At 62.4% G+C, this 23,981-nt stretch carries 20 protein-coding genes; 13 read left to right on the plus strand and 7 right to left on the minus strand.

From position 1 onward, the window contains the following. The first annotated feature begins 326 nt into the window (after positions 1-326). Positions 327-1,082, plus strand: a complete 756-nt coding sequence (locus tag FHR27_RS23430; RefSeq protein WP_179539693.1) for a phasin family protein — start codon at positions 327-329, stop codon at positions 1,080-1,082. A 95-nt stretch (positions 1,083-1,177) separates the two neighbouring features. Here the strand turns inward: FHR27_RS23430 and FHR27_RS23435 are convergent, their stop codons facing one another. From FHR27_RS23435 to FHR27_RS23460, 6 genes are all read right to left on the minus strand, one after another. Next, complete coding sequence (locus FHR27_RS23435; RefSeq protein ID WP_042552359.1) at positions 1,178-1,549, minus strand: gamma-butyrobetaine hydroxylase-like domain-containing protein; 372 nt, start codon at positions 1,547-1,549, stop codon at positions 1,178-1,180. Positions 1,550-1,638: 89 nt separating this feature from the next. Further along, positions 1,639-2,979 (minus strand): HslU--HslV peptidase ATPase subunit, encoded by a 1,341-nt coding sequence (gene hslU, locus FHR27_RS23440; RefSeq protein ID WP_042552358.1) that lies wholly within the window; start codon positions 2,977-2,979, stop codon positions 1,639-1,641. A gap of 24 nt (positions 2,980-3,003) precedes the next feature. Continuing rightward, positions 3,004-3,540 carry an ATP-dependent protease subunit HslV gene (gene hslV / locus FHR27_RS23445; protein ID WP_042552357.1) on the minus strand — a complete coding sequence of 179 codons (537 nt, stop codon included), beginning with the start codon at positions 3,538-3,540 and terminating at the stop codon, positions 3,004-3,006. 97 nt (positions 3,541-3,637) lie between these two features. Then, positions 3,638-4,339: an SPOR domain-containing protein gene (locus FHR27_RS23450; RefSeq protein ID WP_042552356.1), complete on the minus strand. Its 702-nt coding sequence runs from the start codon at positions 4,337-4,339 to the stop codon at positions 3,638-3,640. After that, on the minus strand, positions 4,340-6,103 hold the full coding sequence (gene argS / locus FHR27_RS23455; RefSeq protein ID WP_042552355.1) for an arginine--tRNA ligase: 1,764 nt from the start codon (positions 6,101-6,103) through the stop codon (positions 4,340-4,342). A 226-nt stretch (positions 6,104-6,329) separates the two neighbouring features. Further along, the gene (locus FHR27_RS23460) at positions 6,330-8,549 is read right to left on the minus strand and encodes a primosomal protein N' (RefSeq protein ID WP_179539694.1); all 2,220 of its coding nucleotides are present in this window, start codon (positions 8,547-8,549) and stop codon (positions 6,330-6,332) included. 317 nt (positions 8,550-8,866) lie between these two features. Between FHR27_RS23460 and rpmE the strand changes: the two genes are divergently transcribed. The 4 genes from rpmE to FHR27_RS23480 all read left to right on the plus strand — a co-directional run bounded on the left by rpmE (position 8,867) and on the right by FHR27_RS23480 (position 12,710). Further along, positions 8,867-9,079: a 50S ribosomal protein L31 gene (gene rpmE / locus FHR27_RS23465; protein ID WP_042552353.1), complete on the plus strand. Its 213-nt coding sequence runs from the start codon at positions 8,867-8,869 to the stop codon at positions 9,077-9,079. 26 nt (positions 9,080-9,105) lie between these two features. After that, positions 9,106-9,903: a thermonuclease family protein gene (locus FHR27_RS23470; protein WP_042552352.1), complete on the plus strand. Its 798-nt coding sequence runs from the start codon at positions 9,106-9,108 to the stop codon at positions 9,901-9,903. Continuing rightward, positions 9,903-11,339: a M48 family metalloprotease gene (locus FHR27_RS23475; RefSeq protein WP_179540150.1), complete on the plus strand. Its 1,437-nt coding sequence runs from the start codon at positions 9,903-9,905 to the stop codon at positions 11,337-11,339. Before FHR27_RS23470 ends, FHR27_RS23475 begins: the two co-directional genes overlap by 1 nt. Positions 11,340-11,441: 102 nt before the next feature. Continuing rightward, positions 11,442-12,710, plus strand: coding sequence for a malic enzyme-like NAD(P)-binding protein (locus FHR27_RS23480; RefSeq protein ID WP_042552350.1), 1,269 nt, complete (start codon positions 11,442-11,444; stop codon positions 12,708-12,710). Positions 12,711-12,903: 193 nt separating this feature from the next. Here FHR27_RS23480 and FHR27_RS23485 read toward each other — a convergent pair whose 3' ends face one another. Continuing rightward, the gene (locus FHR27_RS23485; protein ID WP_373565130.1) at positions 12,904-15,339 is read right to left on the minus strand and encodes a penicillin-binding protein 1A; all 2,436 of its coding nucleotides are present in this window, start codon (positions 15,337-15,339) and stop codon (positions 12,904-12,906) included. Positions 15,340-15,523: 184 nt separating this feature from the next. Between FHR27_RS23485 and FHR27_RS23490 the strand changes: the two genes are divergently transcribed. From FHR27_RS23490 to FHR27_RS23525, 8 genes are read left to right on the plus strand one after another with little or no spacing between them, the layout of a single operon-like run. Continuing rightward, positions 15,524-16,588 carry a pilus assembly protein PilM gene (locus FHR27_RS23490; RefSeq protein WP_042552348.1) on the plus strand — a complete coding sequence of 355 codons (1,065 nt, stop codon included), beginning with the start codon at positions 15,524-15,526 and terminating at the stop codon, positions 16,586-16,588. Then, positions 16,588-17,160, plus strand: coding sequence for a PilN domain-containing protein (locus tag FHR27_RS23495; protein ID WP_042552347.1), 573 nt, complete (start codon positions 16,588-16,590; stop codon positions 17,158-17,160). Before FHR27_RS23490 ends, FHR27_RS23495 begins: the two co-directional genes overlap by 1 nt. Further along, positions 17,157-17,780 carry a type 4a pilus biogenesis protein PilO gene (gene pilO, locus FHR27_RS23500; protein ID WP_042552346.1) on the plus strand — a complete coding sequence of 208 codons (624 nt, stop codon included), beginning with the start codon at positions 17,157-17,159 and terminating at the stop codon, positions 17,778-17,780. The genes FHR27_RS23495 and pilO overlap by 4 nt, the downstream gene beginning before the upstream one ends. After that, complete coding sequence (pilP, locus tag FHR27_RS23505) at positions 17,777-18,295, plus strand: type 4a pilus biogenesis lipoprotein PilP (RefSeq protein WP_179539695.1); 519 nt, start codon at positions 17,777-17,779, stop codon at positions 18,293-18,295. Before pilO ends, pilP begins: the two co-directional genes overlap by 4 nt. 54 nt (positions 18,296-18,349) lie before the next feature. Continuing rightward, the gene (pilQ, locus tag FHR27_RS23510) at positions 18,350-20,515 is read left to right on the plus strand and encodes a type IV pilus secretin PilQ (RefSeq protein ID WP_042552344.1); all 2,166 of its coding nucleotides are present in this window, start codon (positions 18,350-18,352) and stop codon (positions 20,513-20,515) included. A gap of 3 nt (positions 20,516-20,518) precedes the next feature. Next, a complete protein-coding gene (gene aroK / locus FHR27_RS23515) occupies positions 20,519-21,037 on the plus strand; it encodes a shikimate kinase AroK (protein ID WP_042552343.1) in 519 nt (172 codons plus the stop codon). Positions 21,038-21,087: 50 nt separating this feature from the next. Then, on the plus strand, positions 21,088-22,194 hold the full coding sequence (aroB, locus tag FHR27_RS23520) for a 3-dehydroquinate synthase (protein WP_179539696.1): 1,107 nt from the start codon (positions 21,088-21,090) through the stop codon (positions 22,192-22,194). Between the two features lie 7 nt (positions 22,195-22,201). Continuing rightward, positions 22,202-23,806: an SPOR domain-containing protein gene (locus FHR27_RS23525; protein ID WP_179539697.1), complete on the plus strand. Its 1,605-nt coding sequence runs from the start codon at positions 22,202-22,204 to the stop codon at positions 23,804-23,806. Positions 23,807-23,981: the final 175 nt, after the last annotated feature.

Here is a 23,981-nt window from a genome sequence, read left to right on the forward strand (position 1 = left end):
TCCCTGTTGTCGCTTCCATGTTTCGCAAGCGGCAGGCCACTGGCCTGGATTGGCCATGCCGCGGAACAGCGCGCCAAGAATCGGGTCAATGAAGGAGTCGAGTTGGTCAACAGGCCAGCCGATGGAGTCAGAAACAGAGTGTCCTTCGTGAAGAACAGGGTCGTCGTGAGTATCGAAAGATCGAGCGGGCCCTGGACCCTGGCGTGGCAGGCGCCCCCAACCGGCTCGGCATTCCCGCGCGACAGGCCCCCCAGCCTTGTCTGCTACGCTGGATGAGCTGAGCGCGTTGCTCGAGCACGTCGCGCTTACCCAATAAGGAGAGCAGGATGGCTGTCAAAAAGAAATCCGAGAAACAGACCGGTTCGTGGGTCGGCGAGGTTGAAAAGTACTCGCGGCAGATCTGGTTGGCGGGCTTGGGCGCGTACTCCAAGGTCAGCAAGGACGGCACCAAGCTGTTCGACACGCTGGTCAAGGATGGCGAGAGAGCCGAGAAGGCCGCCAAGAGCGATGCAGGCGAGCAAGCAGAGGCAACGAAGCCTGCCAGATCCCGTGTCGATGAGGTCAAGGACAGGGCAATCGGCAAGTGGGGCGAACTCGAGGAGGCTTTCGACAAACGTCTCAACAGTGCCATCTCGCGCCTGGGCGTGCCGAGTCGCAGCGAGGTCAAGTCGCTCAGCGACAAGGTCGAGTTGTTGACCAGGCAACTGGAGGCATTGACCGGCTCGTCCACGAAGGCAGCGGCCAAACCGGCTGCCAAGTCTGCTGCTGCGAAGCCGTCCAGCAAGCCTGCGGCGAAAGCGCCTGTGAAGCCAGCCGCCAAAGCGACAACGGGCAAAGCTGTCGCGGTGAAGAAGGCGCCTGCTGGCAAAACGGTAGCCGCCAAGCCAGCGGCTGCCAGCAAGAGTTCCGCCAAACCTGCTGCCAAGCCCGCTGCGAAAGCTGCGCCTGAACCTGCTGCCAAGCCGGTACGCAAGCCGGCAGCGAAGAAGCCCGCGGCGGCCAAGCCTGCGCCTGTCAGCACACCGACGCCTGCTGCCTCGCCGGCAACCGCTACAACGCCAGCCTCAGGCAATCAGTCCTGAGGTCGTACGCGGTCACGACAACGCCCGGCCTTGTGCCGGGCGTTTTCGTTGCAGCAGGAAAATAGCTGCGCCAGATCGTTACGGATGACTGCGCCTCAGAGCATCAGGCGCACGACCGACTCATCGGGGTCGCGGGATTTGCCCGCTGCGGCGAGTTCGGCGAGATAGTCACGCCAGAGTTCGTCGTGGCGCAGCGCCAGTTGATGGAGGTAGTCCCAGCTGAACAGGCCACTGTCGTGGCCGTCGTCGAAGGTCAGTTTGAGGGCGTAATTACCGGCAGGCTCGATGCCGATCAGCGCGACATTCAGCTTGCCCGTCTGCAGAATCGGTTTGCCGTGCCCCTGCACCTCAGCCGAAGGCGAATGCACGCGCAGGAACTCGGCCGGCAGCCTGTAGCTATCATTGCCGTATTGCAGTTCCAGCGTGCGGGAAGCCTTGTGCAGCTTGATCGAGGTGGGGATAAGCATTACGCAAGCTCCACGCGGCAGGCTCCAAGCTGCAAGAAGAGCCTGAGTGAAGGGGCTTCTGACTTGCAGCTTGCAGCTTGCAGCTGCTCTTAGAGGATGTAGCGTGACAGGTCTTCGTCCTGAGCCAGCTCGCCGAGGTGGCTGTTGACGTAGGCCGCGTCGATACGGATGACCTCGCCATTCTGCTGGCCGGCCAGATCACCGGCACTGAAGGATACCTCCTCCAGCAGGCGTTCCAGCAGCGTATGCAGGCGACGGGCGCCGATGTTTTCGGTCTTCTCGTTGACCTGCCAGGCGATCTCGGCCAAGCGCTTGATGCCGTCTTCGGCGAACTCCACGCCCAGGCCTTCGGTCTGCAGCAGCGCCACATACTGCTCGGTGAGCGATGCATGGGGCTCGCTGAGGATGCGTTCGAAGTCTTCCGGCGACAGCGCCTTGAGTTCGACACGGATCGGCAGGCGCCCCTGCAGCTCCGGCACCAGATCGCTCGGCTTGCTGAGGTGGAAGGCGCCGGATGCGATGAACAGGATGTGGTCGGTCTTGACCATGCCCAGCTTGGTGTTGACGGTGCAGCCCTCGATCAGCGGCAGCAGATCACGCTGCACACCCTCACGGGAAACGTCGGCACCACCGGCATTGGCGCGCTTGGCCACCTTGTCGATCTCGTCGATGAACACGATGCCGTGCTGCTCGACGGCCTCCAGGGCCTTGGCCTTGAGTTCTTCCTCGTTGACCAGGCGCCCGGCTTCCTCTTCGCGTACCAGCTTGAGGGCGTCCTTGACCTTGAGCTTGCGGCTCTTCTTCTTGCCCTTGCCCATGTTGGAGAACAGGTTCTGCAGCTGGCTGGTCATTTCTTCCATGCCGGGCGGCGTCATGATCTCGATACCGGCAGGGCTGTCGGCCACTTCGATCTCGATTTCCTTGTCGTCCAACTGGCCTTCGCGCAGGCGCTTGCGGAACAGCTGGCGAGTGTTGGAATCGTTGCCCGATGCAGCTTCCTCGGCGAAACCGCTACGTGCCGGTGGCAGGAGGGCGTCGAGAATGCGATCTTCGGCAGCGTCTTCGGCGCGGTGGCGCACGCGGACGATTTCCTGTTCGCGCAGCAGCTTCAGTGCGGCATCGGCCAGGTCGCGGATGATCGATTCGACATCGCGGCCGACGTAGCCGACTTCGGTGAACTTGGTCGCTTCCACTTTCAGGAAGGGCGCATTGGCCAGTTTGGCCAGGCGCCGGGCGATTTCGGTCTTGCCGACGCCGGTCGGGCCGATCATCAGGATGTTCTTGGGCGTCACTTCGGCACGCAGCTCGGCCGGCAACTGCATGCGCCGCCAGCGATTGCGCAGGGCGATGGCCACGGCGCGCTTGGCGTCGTCCTGGCCGATGATGTGGCGGTTGAGTTCGTGGACGATCTCGCGGGGTGTCATGGACATGAGCGGGCTCCGATCAGGACTGGCCTAGATGGCCGAGTCCAGCTCCTCGATGGTCAGATTCTGATTGGTGAAGACGCAGATGGATCCGGCGATCTTCAGCGCGGTTTCGGCGATCTCGCGGGCGTCGAGGTCTTCGCTGCCTTTCTGTAGCAGTGCGAGCGCCGCAGCCTGGGCGAAGCCTCCACCGGAGCCCATGGCGATCAGGCCGTGCTCGGGTTCGACTACGTCACCGTTGCCGGTGATGATCAGCGAAGCGTCCTTGTTGGCCACGGCCAGCATGGCTTCCAGGCGGCTCAGAGAGCGGTCGGTACGCCAGTCCTTGGCCAGCTCCACGGCGGCGCGGACGAGATGGCCCTGATGCCTTTCGAGCTGGGACTCGAAGCGCTCGAAGAGTGTGAAGGCATCGGCAGTGGCACCGGCGAAACCGGCGATGACCTGACCGTGGTACAGGCGGCGGACTTTCTTCGCGTTGCCTTTCATCACGGTATTGCCGAGGGAAACCTGGCCGTCGCCGCCCATGACGACTTTGCCGTGGCGGCGGACTGAAACGATGGTGGTCAAGGGGAGAGTCTCCACGCTGCGGGGCAAAATGGCCCTGGTAAACTCTCAGATGGGGTGCCCGCCGCGGCTTTTCAACCGGCAGCGGGTTAAAGAGTGATCAGCGCAACTGGCGTTGTTGCAACAGCAGATTGCCAAAGCCGCCGGCCGCCAGGGACTTCTGCGCACCGGCCAACTGCTCGCGGTTGGCGAAGGGCCCGACCAGCACGCGGTGCCAGGTCTTGTCTGCCACCGTGCCGGACTCTACACGCACGTTCTGGCCGAGCAGGATGATCTGCGCCCGCATGCTTTCGGCCTTGTCCTTGCTCGGGAACGAGCCGGCCTGCAGGAAGAACTGCGTGGTCAGCGGCGCCTGAGCGGATTCCGCCGGTTTGACCACGGGGGGCGGTGGCGGTGGCGTTTCGCCGTTGAGGGCTGCCTGGGCGCGAGCGGCGTCGATCTTCGCCGCTTCTTCGGGAGTGACCGGCTTCTGCTCTGGCGTCGGGGTGGTGGGCGGCGGTACGGCGTCCGGCGGCACGATGACTTCCGATTCCGGCAGCAGGGTGTAGAAGTCGTATTTGGGCTTGCCCGGTTCCTGGCTGGTCGCCGACGGCGTCGCCTTGGGCGTGTTGCTGGCGCGCTCCGGCTGCGGTTTTTCACGCTTGATCGCATCGCTGCCCGGCTGCAGGTTGAACAGCAGCATGGCGAACACGCCAACCACCAGGCCGCAGGCCAGCCAGATCCAGCCCGGTACCGGGCGTTTGCTCGGGGCCTTGTAACGGCTGGCGCCGCGTTTCGGGGCGGGCTTCTTGCGGGCTGCCACTTACATGCGCTCCAGAGTTTCCAGGCCGAGCAATTGCAGGCCTTGTTTGAGTGTGCGGCCGGTCAGCGCGGCAAGGCGCAGGCGGCTCTGGCGGGTGGGCTCGTCTTCGGCGCTGAGCACCGGGCAATGCTCGTAGAAACTGGAGAACAGCCCGGCAACGTCGTACAGGTAGGTGCACAGCACGTGCGGCGTGCCCTTGTCCGCGACGCTGCCCAGCACCTCGCCGAACTGCGCGAGTTTGCCGGCCAGTTCGATTTCCTGTGGCGCCTGAAGTTCGATGCGGCCGTCGAGCTCTTCGACGCCTTTGCCCAGTTTGCGGAATATGCTTGCCACACGGGTGTAGGCGTAAAGCAGGTAGGGCGCGGTGTTGCCCTCGAAGCTGAGCATCAGCTCGAAGTTGAAGCTGTAGTCGCTGGTCCGGTGCTTGGACAGGTCAGCGTACTTCACCGATGCAATGCCCACGACACGGCCAATTTCACGCAGTTCGGCTTCGTCGAACGGCGTCTCACCCTTTGCCGCGCGCTGGTCGTTGCGCTCCTTGACCAGCTCGTAGGCACGGACCTCGGCTTCGTCGAGCAGGTCGATGAGCTTCACCGTGCCGCCATCGCGAGTCTTGAACGGGCGGCCATCGGCGCCGTTCATGGTGCCGAAGCCCATGTGTTCGAGTTGCATGCCCTCATGCACGAAGCCGGCACGGCGCGCGACTTCGAAAGCCATCTGGAAGTGCAGGGCCTGACGCTGGTCGACGAAGTACAGGGCGCGGTCGGCCTTGAGCTGCTGACTGCGGTAGCGCATGGCGGCCAGGTCGGTGGTCGAGTACAGGTAGCCGCCACCGGCCTTCTGCACGATCACCGGCAGCGGGTTGCCTTCGGCGTTCTTGTAGTCGTCGAGGAAAACGCACTGGGCGCCGTTGTCTTCGGTCAGCAGGCCTTTCTCGCGCAGGGCTTCGATCACCCCTGGCAGCTCCGTGTTGTAGGCGCTTTCGCCCATGACGTCGGCCGGCGTCAGTTTGACGTTGAGGCGGTCGTAGGCTTTCTGGCAGTGGCTCAGGGAGATGCTGTTGAAGCGATGCCACAGGCGCATGCACTCCGGCTCGCCGGCTTGCAGTTGGACGACCAGGGCACGAGCGCGCTCGGCGAACTCGGTGGATTCGTCGAAACGCCTCTTGGCAGCGCGATAGAAGCCTTCAAGATCAGCCAGCTCGCTTTCTGCAGCGGCAGGATTCTCTTCCATGAAGGCCAGCAGCATGCCGAACTGGGTCCCCCAGTCGCCCACATGGTTCTGGCGGATCACGTCATCGCCGAGAAACTCCAGCACTCGTGCCACGGCGTCGCCAATGATGGTCGAACGCAGGTGCCCAACGTGCATTTCCTTGGCCAGGTTGGGCGAGGACAGGTCGACGACCACGCGCTCGACGGGGCCGGCCTTGCGTACGCCGAGACGATCGTCAGCCAGCGCGTCTTCCAGGCGCTGCGCCAGCGAGTCGCTGTTCTGGAAGAAATTGAGGAAGCCCGGGCCGGCGATTTCGACCTTGCTGACCTGCGAATCGGCAGGCAGCGCGTCGATCAGTTTCTGGGCCAGGTCGCGGGGCTTCATCGCCGCGGGCTTGGCCAGCATCATGGCGATGTTGCTGGCGAAGTCGCCGTGGGTCTTGTCGCGGGTGTTCTCCACCTGGATCGTCGGGCTCAGGCCTTCGGGCAGAACGCCTTCGGCGGTCAGGCGGGTAAGGGCTTGCTGGATCAGGTGGCGAATACTGTCTTTCATGGTCTGCTCATTCGGCCGCGTGAGGCGGCGCCGCTCGAAAGCGTGGGTGGAAAACTGGGCATTATAAAAGCAGCGGCAAGCTGCAAGCCACAAGCTACGAGGAAAAGCGCGCCGCAGTTGTTGCATGAAGCGTGCAACGGGAAGCTCGGCGGCAGATTATCTGCGCATTGCGCGTGCTGCACCGCCTCCATCGCTTCGCTCTGCGCCTTGCTCAACGCGCAGCCGTTCAGAACAGGTCGATCGGATCCACATCCAGCGACCAACGCACGGCACGCCCGCTGGGCAGGCCTTCGAGTACCAGCAGCCAGTGGGCGAGCAGCTTGTGCAGGGGCGCGCGGGCATTGCCTTGCAGCAGCAACTGGGCGCGGTAGCGGCCAGCGCGTCGCTCCATGGGTGCTGGCACTGGGCCGAGCAACTCGATTCCTGTCAGGTTCAACTCGCCCAGCAATTGTTCGGCCTCGTTGCAGGCTTCGTCGAGGAAGCCTTCGGCCTGGCCGGGCTTGTGCGCTTCAGCGCGCAGCAGAGCCAGGTGGCAGAACGGCGGCAGTCCGGCGGCGCGACGCTCGCTGAGTGCCTGGTCGGCGAAGGCGAAGTAGCCCTGCTCGGTCAGTTGCACCAGCAGCGGGTGGTCGGCCAGGTGGCTCTGGATGATCACCTTGCCCGGCTCCTCCGCACGCCCGGCACGACCAGCAACCTGGACGATCAGTTGGGCCATGCGTTCGCTGGCACGGAAGTCGGCGGAGAACAGGCCGCCGTCGGCGTCGAGGATGGCCACCAGGGTCACCCGCGGGAAATGGTGACCCTTGGCGAGCATCTGGGTGCCGACCAGGATGCACGGCTCGCCACGCTGTACGGTGTTGAACAGGGTGGTCATGGCCTCCTTGCGCGAGGTGGTGTCGCGGTCGACCCGCAGCACCGGCACGTCGGGGAACAGGATCTCCAGACGCTCCTCCGCACGTTCGGTGCCTGCACCGACCGGGCGCAGGTCGACGTTGTTGCAGCTCGGGCAATTGCTCGGCTGGCGTTCGGCATGGCCGCAATGGTGGCAGCGCAGTTCACGGCTGCGCTGGTGCACGGTCATGCGCGCGTCGCAGCGTGGGCATTGCGACAGCCAGCCACATTCGTGACACAGCAGCGTTGGTGCGAAACCGCGGCGATTGAGAAAAACCAGCACCTGCTGACCGGCAGCCAGGGTCTGGGCGATGGCCTGTTGCAGCGGCGGGGACATGCCGGCGTCGAGCGGGCGGCTCTTGATATCCAGGCGCAGGAAGCGTGGCGACTGGGCGCCACCGGCACGCTGATTCATGCGCAGCATGGCATAACGGCCGCTGTGGGCGTTGTGCAGGCTTTCCAGCGAGGGAGTGGCCGAGCCGAGCACGATCGGTACGTTTTCCTGGTGAGCGCGCACCACCGCCAGGTCGCGTGCGTGGTAGCGCAGGCCTTCCTGCTGTTTGTAGGACGCGTCGTGTTCTTCGTCGATGATGATCAGGCCGGGCCGCTTCATCGGCGTGAACAGTGCCGAGCGTGTGCCGATGATGATGTCGGCCTCGCCATCGCGGGCGGCCAGCCAGGCGTCCAGGCGCTCACGGTCATTAACTGCCGAGTGCAGCAGGGCGATGCGCGCGTTGAAGCGACGCTCGAAGCGCGCCAGGGTCTGCGGGCCGAGGTTGATTTCCGGAATCAGCACCAGTGCCTGCTTGCCAGCTTCCAGTGTCTCGCGGATCAGTTGCAGGTAGACCTCGGTCTTGCCGCTGCCGGTGACGCCGGCAAGCAGAAACGCATTGAAACTGTCGAAGCCGGCACGTACCGCCTCGGCTGCCGCGCGTTGCTCCGCATTGAGCGGCAGTTCCGGCTGAGCCAGCCAGTTGGCATGTCGCTCCGGGCTGCTCAGGCGGCGAACCTGGACGCGCACCAGGCCTTTTTCCTGCAGTAGCTGCAAGCTGTCGCGGTTGATCTGCAGCTGGCTGAGCAGTTGATGGGCAACCCCGTGGGGGTGCTGGGCGATGGTCTTCAGGGCATCGCGCTGGCGGGGCGCGCGCGCCAGCCGCGGGTCATCCAGGTGGGCGTCCTTGGCGATCAGCCAGAAGCGCTCCTGGCGTGCTTCTGCCGGCTCCCCTTGGCGCAATAGCACCGGCAATGCCCAGCTTAGGGTGTCGCCCAGACTGTGCTGGTAGTACTGCGCCGTCCACTGGCACAGGCGCAGCAGTGCCGGCGGCATGGGCGATTGCAGGTCGAGCAGTTGCAGGGCCGGCTTCAGTTTGTTGGCCGGTACGTCGCTGTGGTCGCTGATCTCGACCAGTATGCCGATCATCTCGCGGCGGCCGAACGGCACGCGCAGCCGCGCTCCTGGACGCAGGTCGCGGGCCGACACACCCGGTGGGGCGAGGTAGTCGAACAGGCGGCGCAGCGGCGAGGGGAGGGCAAGTCGCAGGATGGCGTCGGGCACGCGGAGGCTCCAGGCAGGCGAGGCGCGATATTAACAGGCCCTTGAAAAACCACCTACGCTGCCAGCGCCGTGGTCACGCACGCTCGACAAGGCGCTTGCGGTTAACGCATTGCAGCGCTGCCGAAGGGCGGGTGGAGCTGCCCATGCTAATTTGCGGTGCAGGGTTTTTGCAGCGGCCCGCCAGTACGCCTTGCCTGGCGACGGCCGGCAGAGTCCGTGGCTTGCATCGTGGCTGTGCTCTGGTATGATCCGCGGCCAACCTACGTGCGGTACCCGACATCCAGTCTGGTGGCGGCACAAGACCCGAGGAAAGAATCATGAAAGCCGATATCCATCCGGAATACGTTGCCATCGACGCCACCTGCAGCTGCGGCAACGTCATCAAGACTCGCTCCACGCTGGCCAAGCCGCTGAGCCTGGACGTGTGCTCCGAGTGCCACCCGTTCTACACCGGCAAGCAGAAAGTGCTGGACGCTGGCGGCCGTATCGACCGCTTCAAGCAGCGTTTCGGTGTGTTCGGCGCCAAGTAAGCGTCCGAGCAGCGAAGAAAGCCCAGATGGCTGTTTTCGCACTATTGAAGAAGGCGTCCCTCGTGGGCGCCTTTTTCGTTTCTGTCGCATGCCTTCCGGCCCATGCCTTCTGCCCGGCTCCCGGCAAGCTGGCCCAGGTCAAGGTACAGCGCGTGGTGGATGGCGATACCCTGCGGCTGGTGGATGGTCGCAGTGTCCGCCTGATCGGTATCAATGCCCCGGAGCTGGCGCGCAAGGGGCGGCCCGCGGAGCCATATGCCGAGGCCGCGCGTGATCGCCTTAGCCAGTTGGTGGAGGCCAATGGCGGGCGTGTGGGCGTCAAGGCCGGTGAGCAGAAAAAGGATCGCTACGGGCGTACCCTGGCTCATCTGTATGACCGCGGCGGCAAGAACCTCGAAGCGCGGATGCTGGCCGAGGGTCTAGGTCAGCTGGTTGCGGTCGCGCCCAATGCGGCGCTGGTAACCTGTCATCGTCAGGCCGAGCGCCAGGCTCGCAGTGCCCGGGTCGGGCTTTGGTCGCAGTTGCGCCCCTTGCCGGCGCGGGCCGTTCGCAGCGGGGGCTTCGCGCTGCTCGAGGGGCAGGTACAACGGGTCGAGCGCAACCGGGGCGGGGTCTGGGTCGAGCTTGGCCATTCAGTGGTGCTGCGTATCGCGCCACAGGTACTGGATACCTTCGATCCGAAGCTGTTGCGTGAATTGCAGGGCAAGCGAATCGAAGCGCGTGGCTGGATGATCGACCGCTCCCGCAAGGGTGGGCTGAAGACCGGCCAGGCACGCTGGATGCTGCCTCTGACCCACGGGGCCATGCTGGAGGTATTGCCGTGATGATTCGCCTGCTGGTCGCGCTCTCGCTATTGGCCGTGCTGGCCGGTTGTGCGGTCAACCCGGCAACCGGGCGCAACGATTTCGTGATGATGAGCGAGGCTCAGGAGCTCGCCCTTGGTCGTGACGCTCATCAGCAGATTCTTCAGCAATACCCGCGTTACGCCGACGAGGCGCTGCAGGCCTATGTGCAGCGTGTGGGTGAACGCGTGGCGCGGCACAGCCATCGCGGTCAGTTGGACTACCGGTTCACGGTGATCGACAGCCCGGATATCAATGCCTTCGCGCTGCCGGGCGGCTACATCTATATCCATCGCGGTCTGTTGGCTTACCTGGGCTCCGAGGCGGAGCTGGCGGCGGTACTCGGGCACGAAGTCGGCCATGTCACGGCGCGCCATGGCGTACGCCAGCAAAGCCAGTCGACGGCCTGGGGCATTCTCGGTCAGGCGGTGGCGATGGGTACCGGAGTCGGTGCGGCAGCGGATGTGACCGGCGCTCTGGGGACGGCATTCGTGCGTGGTTATGGTCGTGACATGGAGCTGGAGGCCGATGGCCTCGGGGCGCAATACCTGGCGCGCGGCGGCTACGACCCGCAGGCGATGATCGAAGTGGTCAAGGTGCTCAAGCTGCAGGAGGATTTCGCTCGTGATCAGGCTGCCAGGCGCGGTGAGCAGCAACCTGCTGGTGGCTACCACGGCCTGTTCGATACTCACCCTGACAACGATCGGCGCCTGCAGCAGGTGCTTGGCCCGGCCCGGGCGTTGGTGAACGGGCAGCAGGAGGTCAATCGCGACGTTTTTCTCCAGCGTCTGCAGAACCTGCCCTTTGGTGATTCGGCCGAAAGTGGTATCCGGCGCGGTGAGCGCTTCTATCATCGTGACCTCGACTTCGCGCTGACCTTCCCCCAGGGCTGGAGCATCATCAATCAGCCGCAGACGCTGATCGGTCACTCGGCTGACGAGCAGGTCTTCGTCGCCATGACTCTCGAGGACAACCCCCGTAAGCTCGATGCCGCGACGTTGCTGCGTCAGCGTATCGGCGGCAATCGCCTGCGCGAGGAGGTGCCGTTGCAGCAGGCTGGCCTGCAGGGTCACATGGGGGTGATCGACGGCAGTGCGCCGCGTCGGGTAGCCGCTATTCTCAAGGGCGGCAAAGCGTACCTGTTCGTCGGTGCGGTAAAAGGCCGCGCAGTGCAGGCGCAGGACGATGCCCAGTTCATCGCCGCGATCAAGAGTTTCCGGCCGTTGCAGGCTGCCGAGCGCACGTTGGCCGAGCCGTTGAGGCTGCAGTTGGTGCGCGTGAAGGCGGGCCAGACGGTCAAGGCCCTGGCGGCGAAGAGCGGCCTTCCCGGTGATGCCGAAGGCAGCCTGCGGCTGCTCAACAATCTTTATCCACAGGGCGAGCCCCGTCCCGGTGAATGGTTCAAGACGGTTCGCTGAGTCACGTTTGCAGGCTGACTGCATAGTCTTGTGCAGGCCCCTGCAACTTGCGTATCCTCGGCCGCCTGCCAGTCAATAGCCCCAAAAAGCGGAAATGCCACTATGTCTGATCTGAAAACTGCCGCTCTCGAATACCATGAGAAGCCCCGTCCAGGTAAGTTGAGCGTCGAACTCACCAAGCCTACCGCCACTGCCCGTGATCTCTCTCTGGCCTACAGCCCGGGCGTCGCCGAGCCGGTGCGCGAGATCGCTCGCGATCCGGAGCTCGCCTACCGCTACACCGGTAAAGGCAACCTGGTAGCAGTCATTTCCGACGGCACCGCGATCCTCGGTCTGGGCGACCTCGGCCCGTTGGCCTCCAAGCCGGTCATGGAAGGCAAGGGTGTACTGTTCAAGCGTTTCGCCGGTGTCGATGTGTTCGACATCGAAGTCGATGCCGAGAGCCCGCAGGCGTTCATCGACACCGTCAAGCGTATCTCCATCACCTTCGGTGGCATCAATCTGGAAGATATCAAGGCTCCCGAGTGCTTCGAGATCGAGCGCGCGCTGATCGAGCAGTGCGACATCCCGGTCTTCCACGATGACCAGCACGGTACCGCGATCGTGACCGCGGCCGGCATGCTCAACGCCCTGGAAATTGCCGGCAAGACCCTGCCGGAGGCCAAGATCGTCTGCCTGGGCGCCGGCGCCGCAGCCATCTCCTGCATGAAGCTGCTGGTGAGCATGGGTGCCAAGGTCGAGAACATCTTCATGATCGACCGCAAGGGTGTGATCCACGCCGGTCGTGATGATCTGAACCAGTACAAGGCGGTATTCGCCACCGAAACCACCAAGCGCACTCTGGAAGATGCGCTGACCGGTGCCGACGTGTTCGTCGGTCTGTCCGGCCCGGATCTGCTGAGTGCCGAAGGCCTCAAGCTGATGGCGCCGAATCCGATCGTGTTCGCCTGCTCGAACCCGGATCCGGAGATCAAGCCGGAGCTGGCGCATGCCACCCGTAACGACGTGATCATGGCCACCGGTCGCTCCGACTACCCGAACCAGGTCAACAACGTGCTGGGTTTCCCGTTCATCTTCCGTGGTGCCCTGGACGTTCGTGCCACCCGCATCAACGAAGAGATGAAGATCGCTGCCGCCAACGCTCTGCGTGAGCTGGCCAAGCTGCCGGTACCGCAGGAAGTCTGCGACGCCTACGGCGGCATCTCCCTGGAGTTCGGTCGCGAGTACATCATTCCGAAGCCGATGGATGCCCGTCTGATCACCGTGGTCTGCGATGCGGTGGCCAAGGCTGCCATCGAAAGCGGTGTGGCGACCCTGCCGTATCCCAAGCACTACCCGCTGCAGTCGGTCGCCGACGTGTTCAACGGCTGAGTGATGGATTGGTGACATGAGAAACCCGCTTCGGCGGGTTTTTTTGTGGCTGCGTTTTAAGGGCGAGGCACCTATGCCTGGGAAGTCATGGCCTGGCCATTGATGCGCGGTAGCAGGAGAGGGAGGGCAAGTGAAGGCCCTGCGGCTCGGGTGCGGCGGCTGCAAGCGTGAACCTGCAGTCGCCGACGTTTCGTCAGAACAGGTCGATCGGCGCCGCCTCGTCGGCAGGCAGTGGGCTGCCTGGCGCGCCCATGCCTGGGTCGAGTTCGTTCATGGGGGGAGGCGAGTCTTCGCTCTTGAACAACTCGAAATAGGCGTCTGGTGTGCCTGGTGCCGCTGCGCGGCCACTGTGCGGATCGACACGCAGGGTCAGGATGCCATCAGGCTCAGCCGGGCTGTGGTTGGGCTTGTCCTTGAGCGCGGCGCCCATGTAGCTCATCCAGATCGGTAGGGCCACGGTACCGCCGTACTCGTTGCGCCCCAGGCTTTCCGGTTGATCGAAACCTGCCCACACGGTGGTTACGTAATCGGCGTTGTAGCCGGAAAACCAGCTGTCCTTGGATTCGTTGGTGGTCCCGGTCTTGCCCGCCAGGTCGGTTCTGCCCAGCGCCATGGCGCGGCGCCCGGTACCGCGCTTGATCACGTCCTGCAGCATGCTGGTCATGATGTAGGCGGTGCGCTCGTCAAGAATGCGTTCGGCTTGTGCCGGCTCCGGTGCTTCGGGCAACTGCTCCGGTTTTGCTTGCGCGGCGCTCATCACGCCTTCTTCGTTGACCGGTGGCGGCACTTCAGGCTGTGCGGCATTGGGCACGCTTGGCGGGTTGGCGATGAACAGCGGATCACCATGGCGATTGTCGATGCGCTGAATCAGGTACGGTTGAACCTTGTGCCCGCCATTGGCGAACGTCGTCCAGCCGGTGGCGATTTCCATCGGGGTGAGGTTGGCGGTACCGAGTGCCAGCGACAGGTTTCGTGGCAGGTCCTGACGGTTGAAGCCGAAGCGCTCGATATAGCGCAGGGTCTGCTCGATACCCATGGCCTGCAGCAGGCGAATCGATACCAGATTGCGCGACTTGTACAAGGCTTCCCGCAGGCGGATCGGGCCAAGGAAGGTGTTGTTGTCGTTCTTCGGACGCCACACCTGGTCCATGTAGTCGTCGACGAACACGATCGGGGCATCGTTGACCAGGCTCGAGGCGGTGTAGCCGTTGTCCAGTGCGGCACTGTAGATGAACGGCTTGAAGCTCGAGCCGGGCTGACGTTTGGCCTGAATCGCGCGGTTATAGTTGCTCTGCTCGAAGGAAAAACCGCCAACCAGAGCACGAATCGCGCCGTTCTGCGGGTCGAGAGAAACCAGGGCGCTCTGTGCGCTTGGCAGTTGCACGAAGCGCAGGCTTTCGTCGTCCTGGCGCTGCACGCGAATCAGGTCGCCGATCTGTACCACGTCAGCTGGCTGCTGTGGCCTGGGTCCCAGGCTGTTGGTGTTGAGGAAGGGGCGAGCCCATTTCATGCTGTCCCAGGATACGGCCTCTTCGCTGCCGCGACGCGTGAGTACCAGAATGCCGCTTTTCTCGACCTGGGTAACGATGGCTGGCTCCAGCCCACCGCGTAGGCCCTGCTTGCTCAACTCGGCCTGCCAGGTTTCCCGGGTCATGCCGGGCAAGCGGCTTTCCGGGCCTCGATAGCCGTGGCGTTGGTCGTAGTCGATCAAACCGTCACGCAGCGCCTTGTTGGCCATCTGCTGAAGATCGCTGGGCACCGTGGTGGTGACGTTGAAGCCCTGGGTGTATGCGTCGCTGCCATAACGACCGACCATCTCGGCGCGCGCCATTTCGGCCACGTAAGGTGCCGGCACCTCAGGAGTTTGCACGTGATAGCTGGCATCCACCGGCTCGGCGAGCGCTGTCTCGTAACGAGCCTGATCGATGCGGCCCAGGCGGTGCATGCGGCCGAGGATCCAGTCACGACGCTCCTTGGCACGGGTCGGGTTGGTCAGCGGGTTGAAGGCCGAAGGTGCCTTGGGAAGACCGGCTATCGTCGCAAGCTGGGAAAGGCTCAAGTCTCGGATGGATTTGCCGTAATAGACTTGAGCGGCGGCTTCGATTCCGTATGCACGGTGGCCGAGGTAGATCTTGTTGACGTAGAGCTCGAGGATTTCGTTCTTGCTCAATTCGCGCTCGATCTGCAGAGCGAGAAGAATTTCGGTGATCTTGCGCGAGAAGCTACGCTCACTGGTGAGGAAGAAGTTCTTCGCCACCTGCATGGTGATGGTGCTACCACCCGATTGAATTTGACCGGTTTTCAATAATTGCGTGGCAGCGCGCATCAGGCTCGTAAGATCAACGCCATAATGGTTTGCGAAATTGTCGTCCTCTGCGGCGAGCAGTGCGCTGGTGAAGTCAGGCGGAATGTCGGCGAAGGCGATGGGGGAACGGCGCATTTCTCCGAATTCTGCGATGAGCTTCCCATCGCTGCTGTAGACGCGAAGCGGGATCTGCAGCTCTATGCTGCGAAGGGCATCGACAGAGGGTAGAGTCGGGCTCAGGTAGAGGAAGGCACCGCTGACGCTGAGTAGTAGCGCACAAAAAACAGCGATAACGGACCAACAGAAAAACTTCAGCAAACGCATCAAGATTTTTGGATTTCCAGATAAAAGAATGAGTTAAGCGGAAGACAAAGCGAAAAGGCAAAAACTGATCACATTATAAGCGTTTTTTTTGCTGGGGAGCCATTTGCGCTTCTGTCAAGTCTGCTATTTAATGTGGAAAAACATAAATCGTCCGTAAGTTATGGATGTGAATAGGAAATCGGTCGTGCTAGGGCTCTTCAGTAAGAAAGCGAATACGCTTTTGGGGATCGATATAAGTTCGACCTCAGTCAAGCTCCTCGAATTGAGTCGCTCAGGAAGCCGCTACAAGGTAGAGGCTTACGCTGTCGAGCCGCTCCCCGCCAATGCTGTCGTCGAAAAGAACATCGCCGAACTCGAGGGAGTCGGTCAGGCGTTGTCGCGGGTTCTGGCCAAGGCCAAGACCAATGTGCGTTCGGTTTCCGTCGCCGTGGCCGGCTCTGCGGTGATCACCAAGACCGTCGAGATGGAAGCGGGGCTTTCGGACGATGAGCTGGAAAACCAGATCAAGCTCGAAGCTGACCAGTACATTCCGTACCCGCTGGAAGAGGTGGCGATCGATTTCGAGGTCCAGGGCATCTCTGCGCGCAATTCCGAGCGGGTCGAAGTGCTGCTGGCAGCCTGTCGCAAGGAAAACGTCGAAGTTCGCGAGGCGGCTCTTGCGCTGGCTGGGCTGACTGCCAAGGTGGTGGATGTCGAGGCCTATGCGCTGGAGCGTGCCTATGGGTTGCTTTCCGAGCAGCTCGGTGGCGTGCATGACGATCTGACCGTGGCCGTCGTCGATATCGGCGCGACCATGACCACCCTCAGCGTGCTGCACAACGGGCGTACCATCTACACCCGTGAGCAACTGTTCGGTGGTCGTCAGTTGACCGAGGAAATCCAGCGCCGTTATGGCCTGTCCGTCGATGAGGCCGGCCTTGCCAAGAAGCAGGGTGGCTTGCCCGACGACTATGAAAGCGAAGTATTGCAGCCCTTCAAGGACGCGCTCGTGCAGCAGGTGTCCCGTTCCCTGCAGTTCTTCTTCGCTGCTGGCCAGTACAACGATGTGGATTACATCCTGCTGGCGGGTGGCACGGCCTCGATCCCTGATCTGGACCGTCTCATTCAGCAGAAGATCGGTACCCAGACGCTGGTCGCCAACCCGTTCGCGGACATGGCCCTGAGCGGCAAAGTCAATGCAGGGGCACTGGCCAGTGATGCGCCGGCACTGATGATTGCCTGCGGCCTGGCGATGAGGAGTTTCGACTGATGGCGCGCATTAACCTCCTTCCCTGGCGTGAACAGCTGCGCGAAGAGCGCAAGCAGCGTTTTCTGGTCAGCCTTGGCGGCCTTTTGGTCGTAGCTGCAGGCGTGGTCTTTCTGGGTGATCAGTATCTCAGCGGCGAAATCGAGAACCAGCAGGCGCGCAACGACTTCGTGCGCAAGGAAATCGCTGTTCTCGATACGCGAATCGCCGAGATCAGCGAGCTGCGCACACGCCGCCAGCAATTGCTCGAGCGGATGAAGATCATTCAGGACCTGCAGGGCAATCGCCCGATCATTGGTCGTGTGTTCGATCAACTGGTGCGGACCTTGCCTGATGGCGTGTATTTCACCGGGGTGAAAATGACCGACAAGACCATTGCGATCGTCGGTGCGGCCGAATCCAACAGTCGGGTTTCCAGTCTCATGCGTGACATGGACGCCTCCGACTGGTTGGCAGCGCCCAACCTGACCGAGGTCAAGGCGGTTACCGCTGGAGCGGTGGACCAGGCCAATACCTTTCAGTTGACCGTGCAGCAAGCGCAGCCGGTCAAGCAAGAAGCGGAGGTCAAGCCATGAGCCTCAACGATTCCCTGGCGAGCCTGCGCAAGGTCGACTTCAACGATCTCGACCTCAACAACATTGGATCCTGGCCCGCTGCGGTCAAGGTCATCGCTGGCATCATCGCCGTGATACTGGTGCTGGCGCTCGGCTACAACTTCCACCTGAAAGATCTGCAGGCAAGCCTTGATCAGCAGCGCATGGAAGAGGAGTCGCTCAAGGAGCAGTTCTCGACCAAGGCGTTTCAGGCCGCCAACCTCGAAGCCTACCGCGACCAGATGAAGGAAGCGGAGGTCTCGTTCGGTGCCCTGCTCAAGCAATTGCCAAGCGATACGGAGGTCCCGGGGCTGCTCGAGGACATTACCCGCATCGGCCTGGACAGTGGTCTGGAGTTCGAGGAAATCAAGTTGCTGCCGGAAGTCACTCAGCCGTTCTATATCGAGCTGCCGATTCAGATCAAGGTGGTCGGTGGTTATCATGACCTGGCGACCTTCGTCAGCGGTGTCGCCAGCCAGCCACGCATCGTCACGTTGCATGATTTCGAACTGGTTCCTGCGGCAGAGGGGAGCACCTCGAAGCTGCGGATGAGCATTCTTGCCAAGACCTATCGTTATAACGACAAGGGAGCACAGCCATGAAGCGTGTCTTCCTGTCGAGCCTGCTGTTGCTCAGCCTGAGTGGTTGCGGTGGAGGTGATTTCAGTGACCTTCAGGCCTACATGGATGAGGTGCGCGCGCGGCCGAAAGGCCAGATCGAGCCGCTTCCGCAGCCTGAGCCCTATGAAAGCTTCACCTATAGCGCAGCAGCGTTGCGCAGCCCGTTCCAGCCCCCCGTGAAGATCGACCTGGTCAATCGGACTAAGGGGGACAAGGAAATCAAGCCGGACGAAACCCGGGTCAAGCAGTTCCTCGAGGGCTTCAATATCGAGCTCTTCGAAATGGTCGGCACCTTGGCCAATGGCAACGGCTCGTTCGCGCTGGTCAGCGGTGCCGGTGGTGTTCATCGCGTCAGGGTCGGGGATTACCTGGGGCGCAATGAAGGCCGTATCGTGGCCATTGACAGTGCCAAGATCGACGTCGTCGAAATCGTCCCTGACGGTGATGGTGGCTGGCTCGAGCGCCCCCGTACCCTCACTCTGAAGGAGCGCTCCTGAGGAGCGAGGTGAAGCATGAAAAGAAATAACCGGTCTGCCAAACGGAACCCAAGCATGAACAGCTCTCTTTCGCGTCTCAGCGTTTCGCTGCTGGCGATCCTGCTCTCTCCCGCAGCCCTGGCAGCCAATCTGCAAGCGCTGGATGTCGTAGCTCTGCCGGGTGACCGCGTCGAGCTGAAACTGTCATTCGACGAGCCGGTCACCGCACCGCGTGGTTATACCATCGAGCAGCCAGCCCGTATCGCGCTGGATCTGCCAGGCGTTTCCAACAAGCTGGGCGTCAAGAACCGCGAGCTGGGGATGGGCAATGCGCGCAGCCTTACCGTGGTCGAGGCCAAGGATCGCACACGGTTGATCATCAACCTGTCCAGTCTGGCGCCTTACAATACCCGTACCGAAGGCAACAACCTGTTCGTTCAGGTTGGAACCGGGGTCGCCACTTCCTCAGCCAGCGCCTCAGCCGCCCCGGCGAGCGCGCCGGCGGCTGCACGCACTGCCCCCGTGGCCGCTACACCGGTTGCCGCCCCGGCTACTCCGAAAGTCTTCGGTGCAGTCAACAAGGCGATCAGCAATATCGATTTCCAGCGCGGCGAGCAGGGTGAAGGCAACGTCGTCATCAACCTCTCCGACGCCTCGGTCAGCCCCGATATCCAGGAGCGCGGCGGCAAGATCATCCTGAATTTCAACCGCACCCAGTTGCCTGAAGCCTTGCGTGTCCGCCTGGATGTGAAGGACTTCGCTACGCCGGTGCAGTTCGTCAGCGCCAGTGGTGCCGGTGACGATGCGAGCATCGTCATCGAGCCCGTCGGTGCTTTCGACTACCTGGCCTATCAGACCGAAAACAAGCTGACTCTGAGCGTCAAGCCGTTGACCCAGGAAGACGCCGATAAGCGTCAGGCCGAGCGTTTCGCCTATACCGGCGAGAAGCTGTCGCTGAACTTCCAGGATATCGACGTGCGTTCCGTGCTGCAGCTGATCGCTGATTTCACCGACCTCAACCTGGTCGCCAGTGACACCGTGGCCGGCAACATCACCCTGCGCCTGCAGAACGTGCCCTGGGATCAGGCGCTGGATCTGGTGCTGAAAACCAAGGGGCTCGACAAGCGCCAGATCGGTAACGTGCTGCTGGTTGCGCCCGCTGAAGAGATCGCCGCCCGTGAGCGCCAGGAGCTGGAGTCGCAGAAGCAGATTGCCGAGTTGGCACCGCTACGCCGCGAGTTGATTCAGGTCAACTACGCCAAGGCTGCCGACATGGCCAAGCTGTTCCAGTCGGTGACCAGTGCCGATGGTGGCGCGGCTGACGATCGTGGCTCTATTACCGTCGATGAGCGCACCAACAGCATCATCGCTTATCAGACCCAGGAGCGTCTGGACGAGCTGCGCCGAATCGTGGCTCAGCTCGACGTGGCGGTTCGTCAGGTGATGATCGAGGCGCGTATCGTTGAGGCCAGGGTCAACTATGACAAGGCGCTGGGTGTGCGCTGGGGGGGCAGCGCAAGGCGGGGTGCATGGGATGTAAGCGGTAAGGACGGTGTTCAGGCTTTTGATGAGGATACTGGTGCCAGAGCTCCTTTCGTTGGTACTGATACTATCGGCAGCACTTCGCTGGACGATGGATTGGCGCGCTTACCTTTCGTGGATATGGGCGTAGCCAACAGCACTTCCGGTATTGGTATTGGCTTCTTGAGCAATAACGTTGTCCTGGATCTGCAGCTTTCCGCGATGGAAAGCTCGGGTAATGGCGAAATAGTTTCCCAGCCCAAGGTCGTGACTTCCGACAAGGAGACCGCGAAGATTCTCAAGGGGCAGGAGATTCCTTACCAGGAAGCCAGCTCCAGTGGCGCGACTTCGACATCCTTCAAGGAAGCGGCATTGTCCTTGGAGGTGACTCCACAGATCACGCCGGATAACCGGATCATCATGGAAGTCAAGGTCACCAAGGATGCGCCAGACTTTGCTAATGCCGTCAACAATGTGCCGCCGATCAACAAGAACGAGGTCAATGCAAAAGTTCTGGTTGCAGACGGTGAAACCATCGTGATCGGTGGGGTGTTTGAAAATACCCAGACCAAGTCCACGGAGAAGGTCCCTTTCCTTGGCGACGTGCCTTATCTGGGACGTTTGTTCCGTCGCGATACGGTCACCGACAACAAGACCGAGTTGCTGGTTTTCATCACTCCGCGCATCATGAACACTTCCGCGGTGGCCGTGAGTCGGTAATTTGTGCGTAATCTGATCCTTGTCGGCCCGATGGGTGCTGGAAAGAGCACCATCGGGCGCTTGCTTGCCAAAGAGTTGCGGTTGCCATTCAAGGACTCCGACAAGGAGATCGAGCAGCGTACCGGTGCAGACATTCCCTGGATTTTCGATGTCGAGGGTGAACAGGGCTTCCGTGAGCGCGAGCAGGCGGTAATCTGCTCGCTTTGCGAGTCCGATGGTCTGGTGTTGGCCACTGGGGGCGGTGCGGTCTTGCGGCCGTTGAATCGCCAGGCATTGCGTGCGGGAGGGCGCGTGGTCTATCTGCATGCGTCCGTCGAGCAGCAGATCGATCGCACTGCGCGCGATCGCAATCGCCCATTGCTGCGTGCACCCAACCCGGGGCAGGTGCTGGCTGATCTGCTCGCCATTCGTGATCCGCTGTATCGGGAAATCGCCGATGTGATCATCGAAACCGATGAGCGCCCACCGCGTATGGTGGTTCAGGAAATTCTCGAGCGGCTGGAAGCGCTAGCGCCCCGTTAATGACAGGGCCGAACTGCGTTATCCTAGAGCCCTTTTCAATCGGGGGCTCCATGCAAACACTCCATGTCGATCTCGCTGAGCGCAGCTACCCCATTCATATTGGTGACGGCCTGCTCGGTCGTGCCGATCTGCTGACGCCGCATATCGTCGGTCGCCAGGTGGCGATCGTCACCAACGAGACCGTCGCACCCTTGTACCTGGCTGCGCTGGAAGCGACGCTCGCTGAGTACCGGGTCACCTCGGTCGTGCTCCCCGATGGCGAAGCGTTCAAGAACTGGGAAACGCTGCAGACCATCTTCGACGGCTTGCTCGGCGCCCGCCATGACCGGCGGACCACGGTCATTGCCCTTGGTGGTGGAGTGATCGGTGATATGGCGGGGTTCGCGGCGGCCTGCTATCAGCGTGGCGTGAATTTCATCCAGATCCCGACTACGCTGCTTTCCCAGGTCGACTCTTCGGTAGGTGGCAAGACCGGGATCAACCATCCTCTGGGCAAGAACATGGTCGGTGCCTTCTACCAGCCACAGGCGGTACTGATCGACACCCGCAGTCTGGATACACTGCCGCCCCGCGAGCTGTCGGCGGGGCTGGCTGAAGTGATCAAGTATGGATTGATCTGCGACGAGCCTTTCCTTGGCTGGCTCGAGGAGAATATGGCAGCGTTGCGCGGCCTTGATCAGGTTGCACTGACCCAGGCCATCGAGCGCTCCTGTGCGGCCAAGGCGCGTGTGGTGGGCGCCGACGAACGGGAAACCGGCGTGCGCGCCACGCTCAATCTCGGGCATACCTTTGGACATGCCGTCGAAACCCACATGGGGTATGGCGTCTGGTTGCACGGTGAGGCGGTAGCCGCCGGAACGGTGATGGCATTGGAGATGTCTCACCGCCTGGGCTGGCTCACTGCCGATGAGCGCGACCGTGGCATTCGTCTGTTTCTCGCCGCCGGCCTGCCCGTGGTGCCGCCGCAGGCAATGACCCCTGCGGATTTTCTCGAACACATGGCTGTCGACAAGAAGGTGCTGGATGGCCAGTTGCGTCTGGTGCTGCTGCGCTCGCTGGGCGAAGCGGTAGTGACCAGCGATTACCCGCGAGACATCTTGAGTGCCACCCTGGCTGCCGACTATCCGGCACTGGTGGCCCGGCTTAACAATCAGTGAGTATTCAATGACCAGTTTGCACGCCGACGAAGCGTTTCTCGATCACTACCAGTTCACCCATGATCCATTCGCGGCGCGGGTGCCGGGCTTCAAGTTCTTCCCCGCACAGCGCAAGCCGGTGCTTGGGCAATTGCATCACCTGGCCCGCTACAGCCAACTGCTGCTGGTGGTGACGGGGCCGGAGGGTAGTGGCAAGACCTTGCTGCGCCAGGCGCTGGTCGCCAGCACCAACAAGCAGGCCGTTCACAATGTCGTGGTATCCGCTCAGGGCGCTGCCGACCCTGCGACGCTGATGCGGCATATCGCGCAAGGTCTCAACACTCAGCAGACCGATCGGGCCTCGTTGCTGGCTCAGGTCGGTCAGCTTTCGCTGACCGGGCAGGAAGTCTATCTGCTGATCGATGATGCCGAAGAGCTCAGCGAAGCGGCGCTGGAGGCCTTGCTGGTCCTGGCTCAGGGCAGCCCGGAAGGGCGTCCCCACGTCTTCCTGTTCGCCGATACCGATCTCATCTCGCGCCTCGAAGCGCTGGCTGGCGCCGAAGAGGTTTTTCACGTCATCGAGCTGCAGCCCTACGCCGAGGATGAGACGCGCGAGTATCTGGCTCTGCGCCTCGAGGGGGCCGCTCAGGGGATCGAGTTGTTCTCCGACGAGCAGGTCGAACTGATCCATGACCGCTCTGGTGGCTGGCCGGGTGAGATCAATCGTGTTGCCCGCGATGTTCTGGTCGATGCCATGGCATCACGCCGTGGCGCGGCGAAGACGGGTGGTTTCTCCTTCAACCTGCCCAGGAAGCATCTGTTGGCACTGGGTGTGGTTGCCATCGGTGTGGTCGCGGCCCTGCTGATGCAGGGTCGCTCGGGTTCCACGGATGCTCCGGCAACCCAGGCGCAACTGCCTGTCGATGCTGCGCAGCAGCCGCAGCAGCAACCCGAAACTCAAGCGGCTCAGCCTGGTGCCGAGCAGGGCGCTGATGGTCGGCCTGCCATCGAATTCGCCGGCAGCAATCAGCCCCTGCCCTTGCCTCTGGTTGGTCAATCCCAGCCGGTGATCCGTCAGCCGCTTGCGCAGGCTGCAGGCGAGACGGACGGTGAGGCAAATGTGGAGTTGCCAGAGCCCGTGACAAGCACGCCGGTGACCGTGCCGCCGGTAGCGTCCCAGTCGGCGCCGGCAACTGAGCCGCCGGCCACGCCCGCTCCCGCCCCGGCTCCTCGGGCAGCGCCACCGGTCGCGCAGCAGCCGAAGCCGGCTGAACAACCGAAGCCGGCTCCTGCCCCGGCAACAAAGCCTGCTCCTGCCGCCCAAGCGCCCGCGACAGCCGGTGCCGCACAGGGCAGTGGCTGGTATGCGGCGCAGACCAAGAGCCATTACACCCTGCAGATTCTCGGTACCAGCACGGAAGCCAGTGCGCGTTCATTCGTGAGTCAGAACGGCGCGCAATACCGCTACTTCAAGAAGATGCACCAGGGTAAGCCGCTTTTCGTCATCACTTATGGTAGTTTTGCCAGCCGCGACGCCGCCCAGGCTGCCGTGAAGACGCTGCCCGCCAAGGTTCAGGCCGGCAAGCCGTGGCCGAAAACCTTCGCCAGTGTCACTCAGGAAATGGCGCCCTGACAGAAGCGTGCCCGTTGCAGCGTAACCGCTGCAACGGGCTCTTTCATTTTTGCGACATTTTATTCCTGTTTTTCGTCACATTGTTCTTTGTGACGCTTCTCTCGCTATGTACAATGACCTCCGTTTGCCTGCGCAAAGCCGGGCGCATCGACCTGCGCGCAGAGTAATTGGTTGA

This window comes from Pseudomonas flavescens (assembly GCF_013408425.1).
GTDB lineage: Bacteria > Pseudomonadota > Gammaproteobacteria > Pseudomonadales > Pseudomonadaceae > Aquipseudomonas > Aquipseudomonas fulva_A.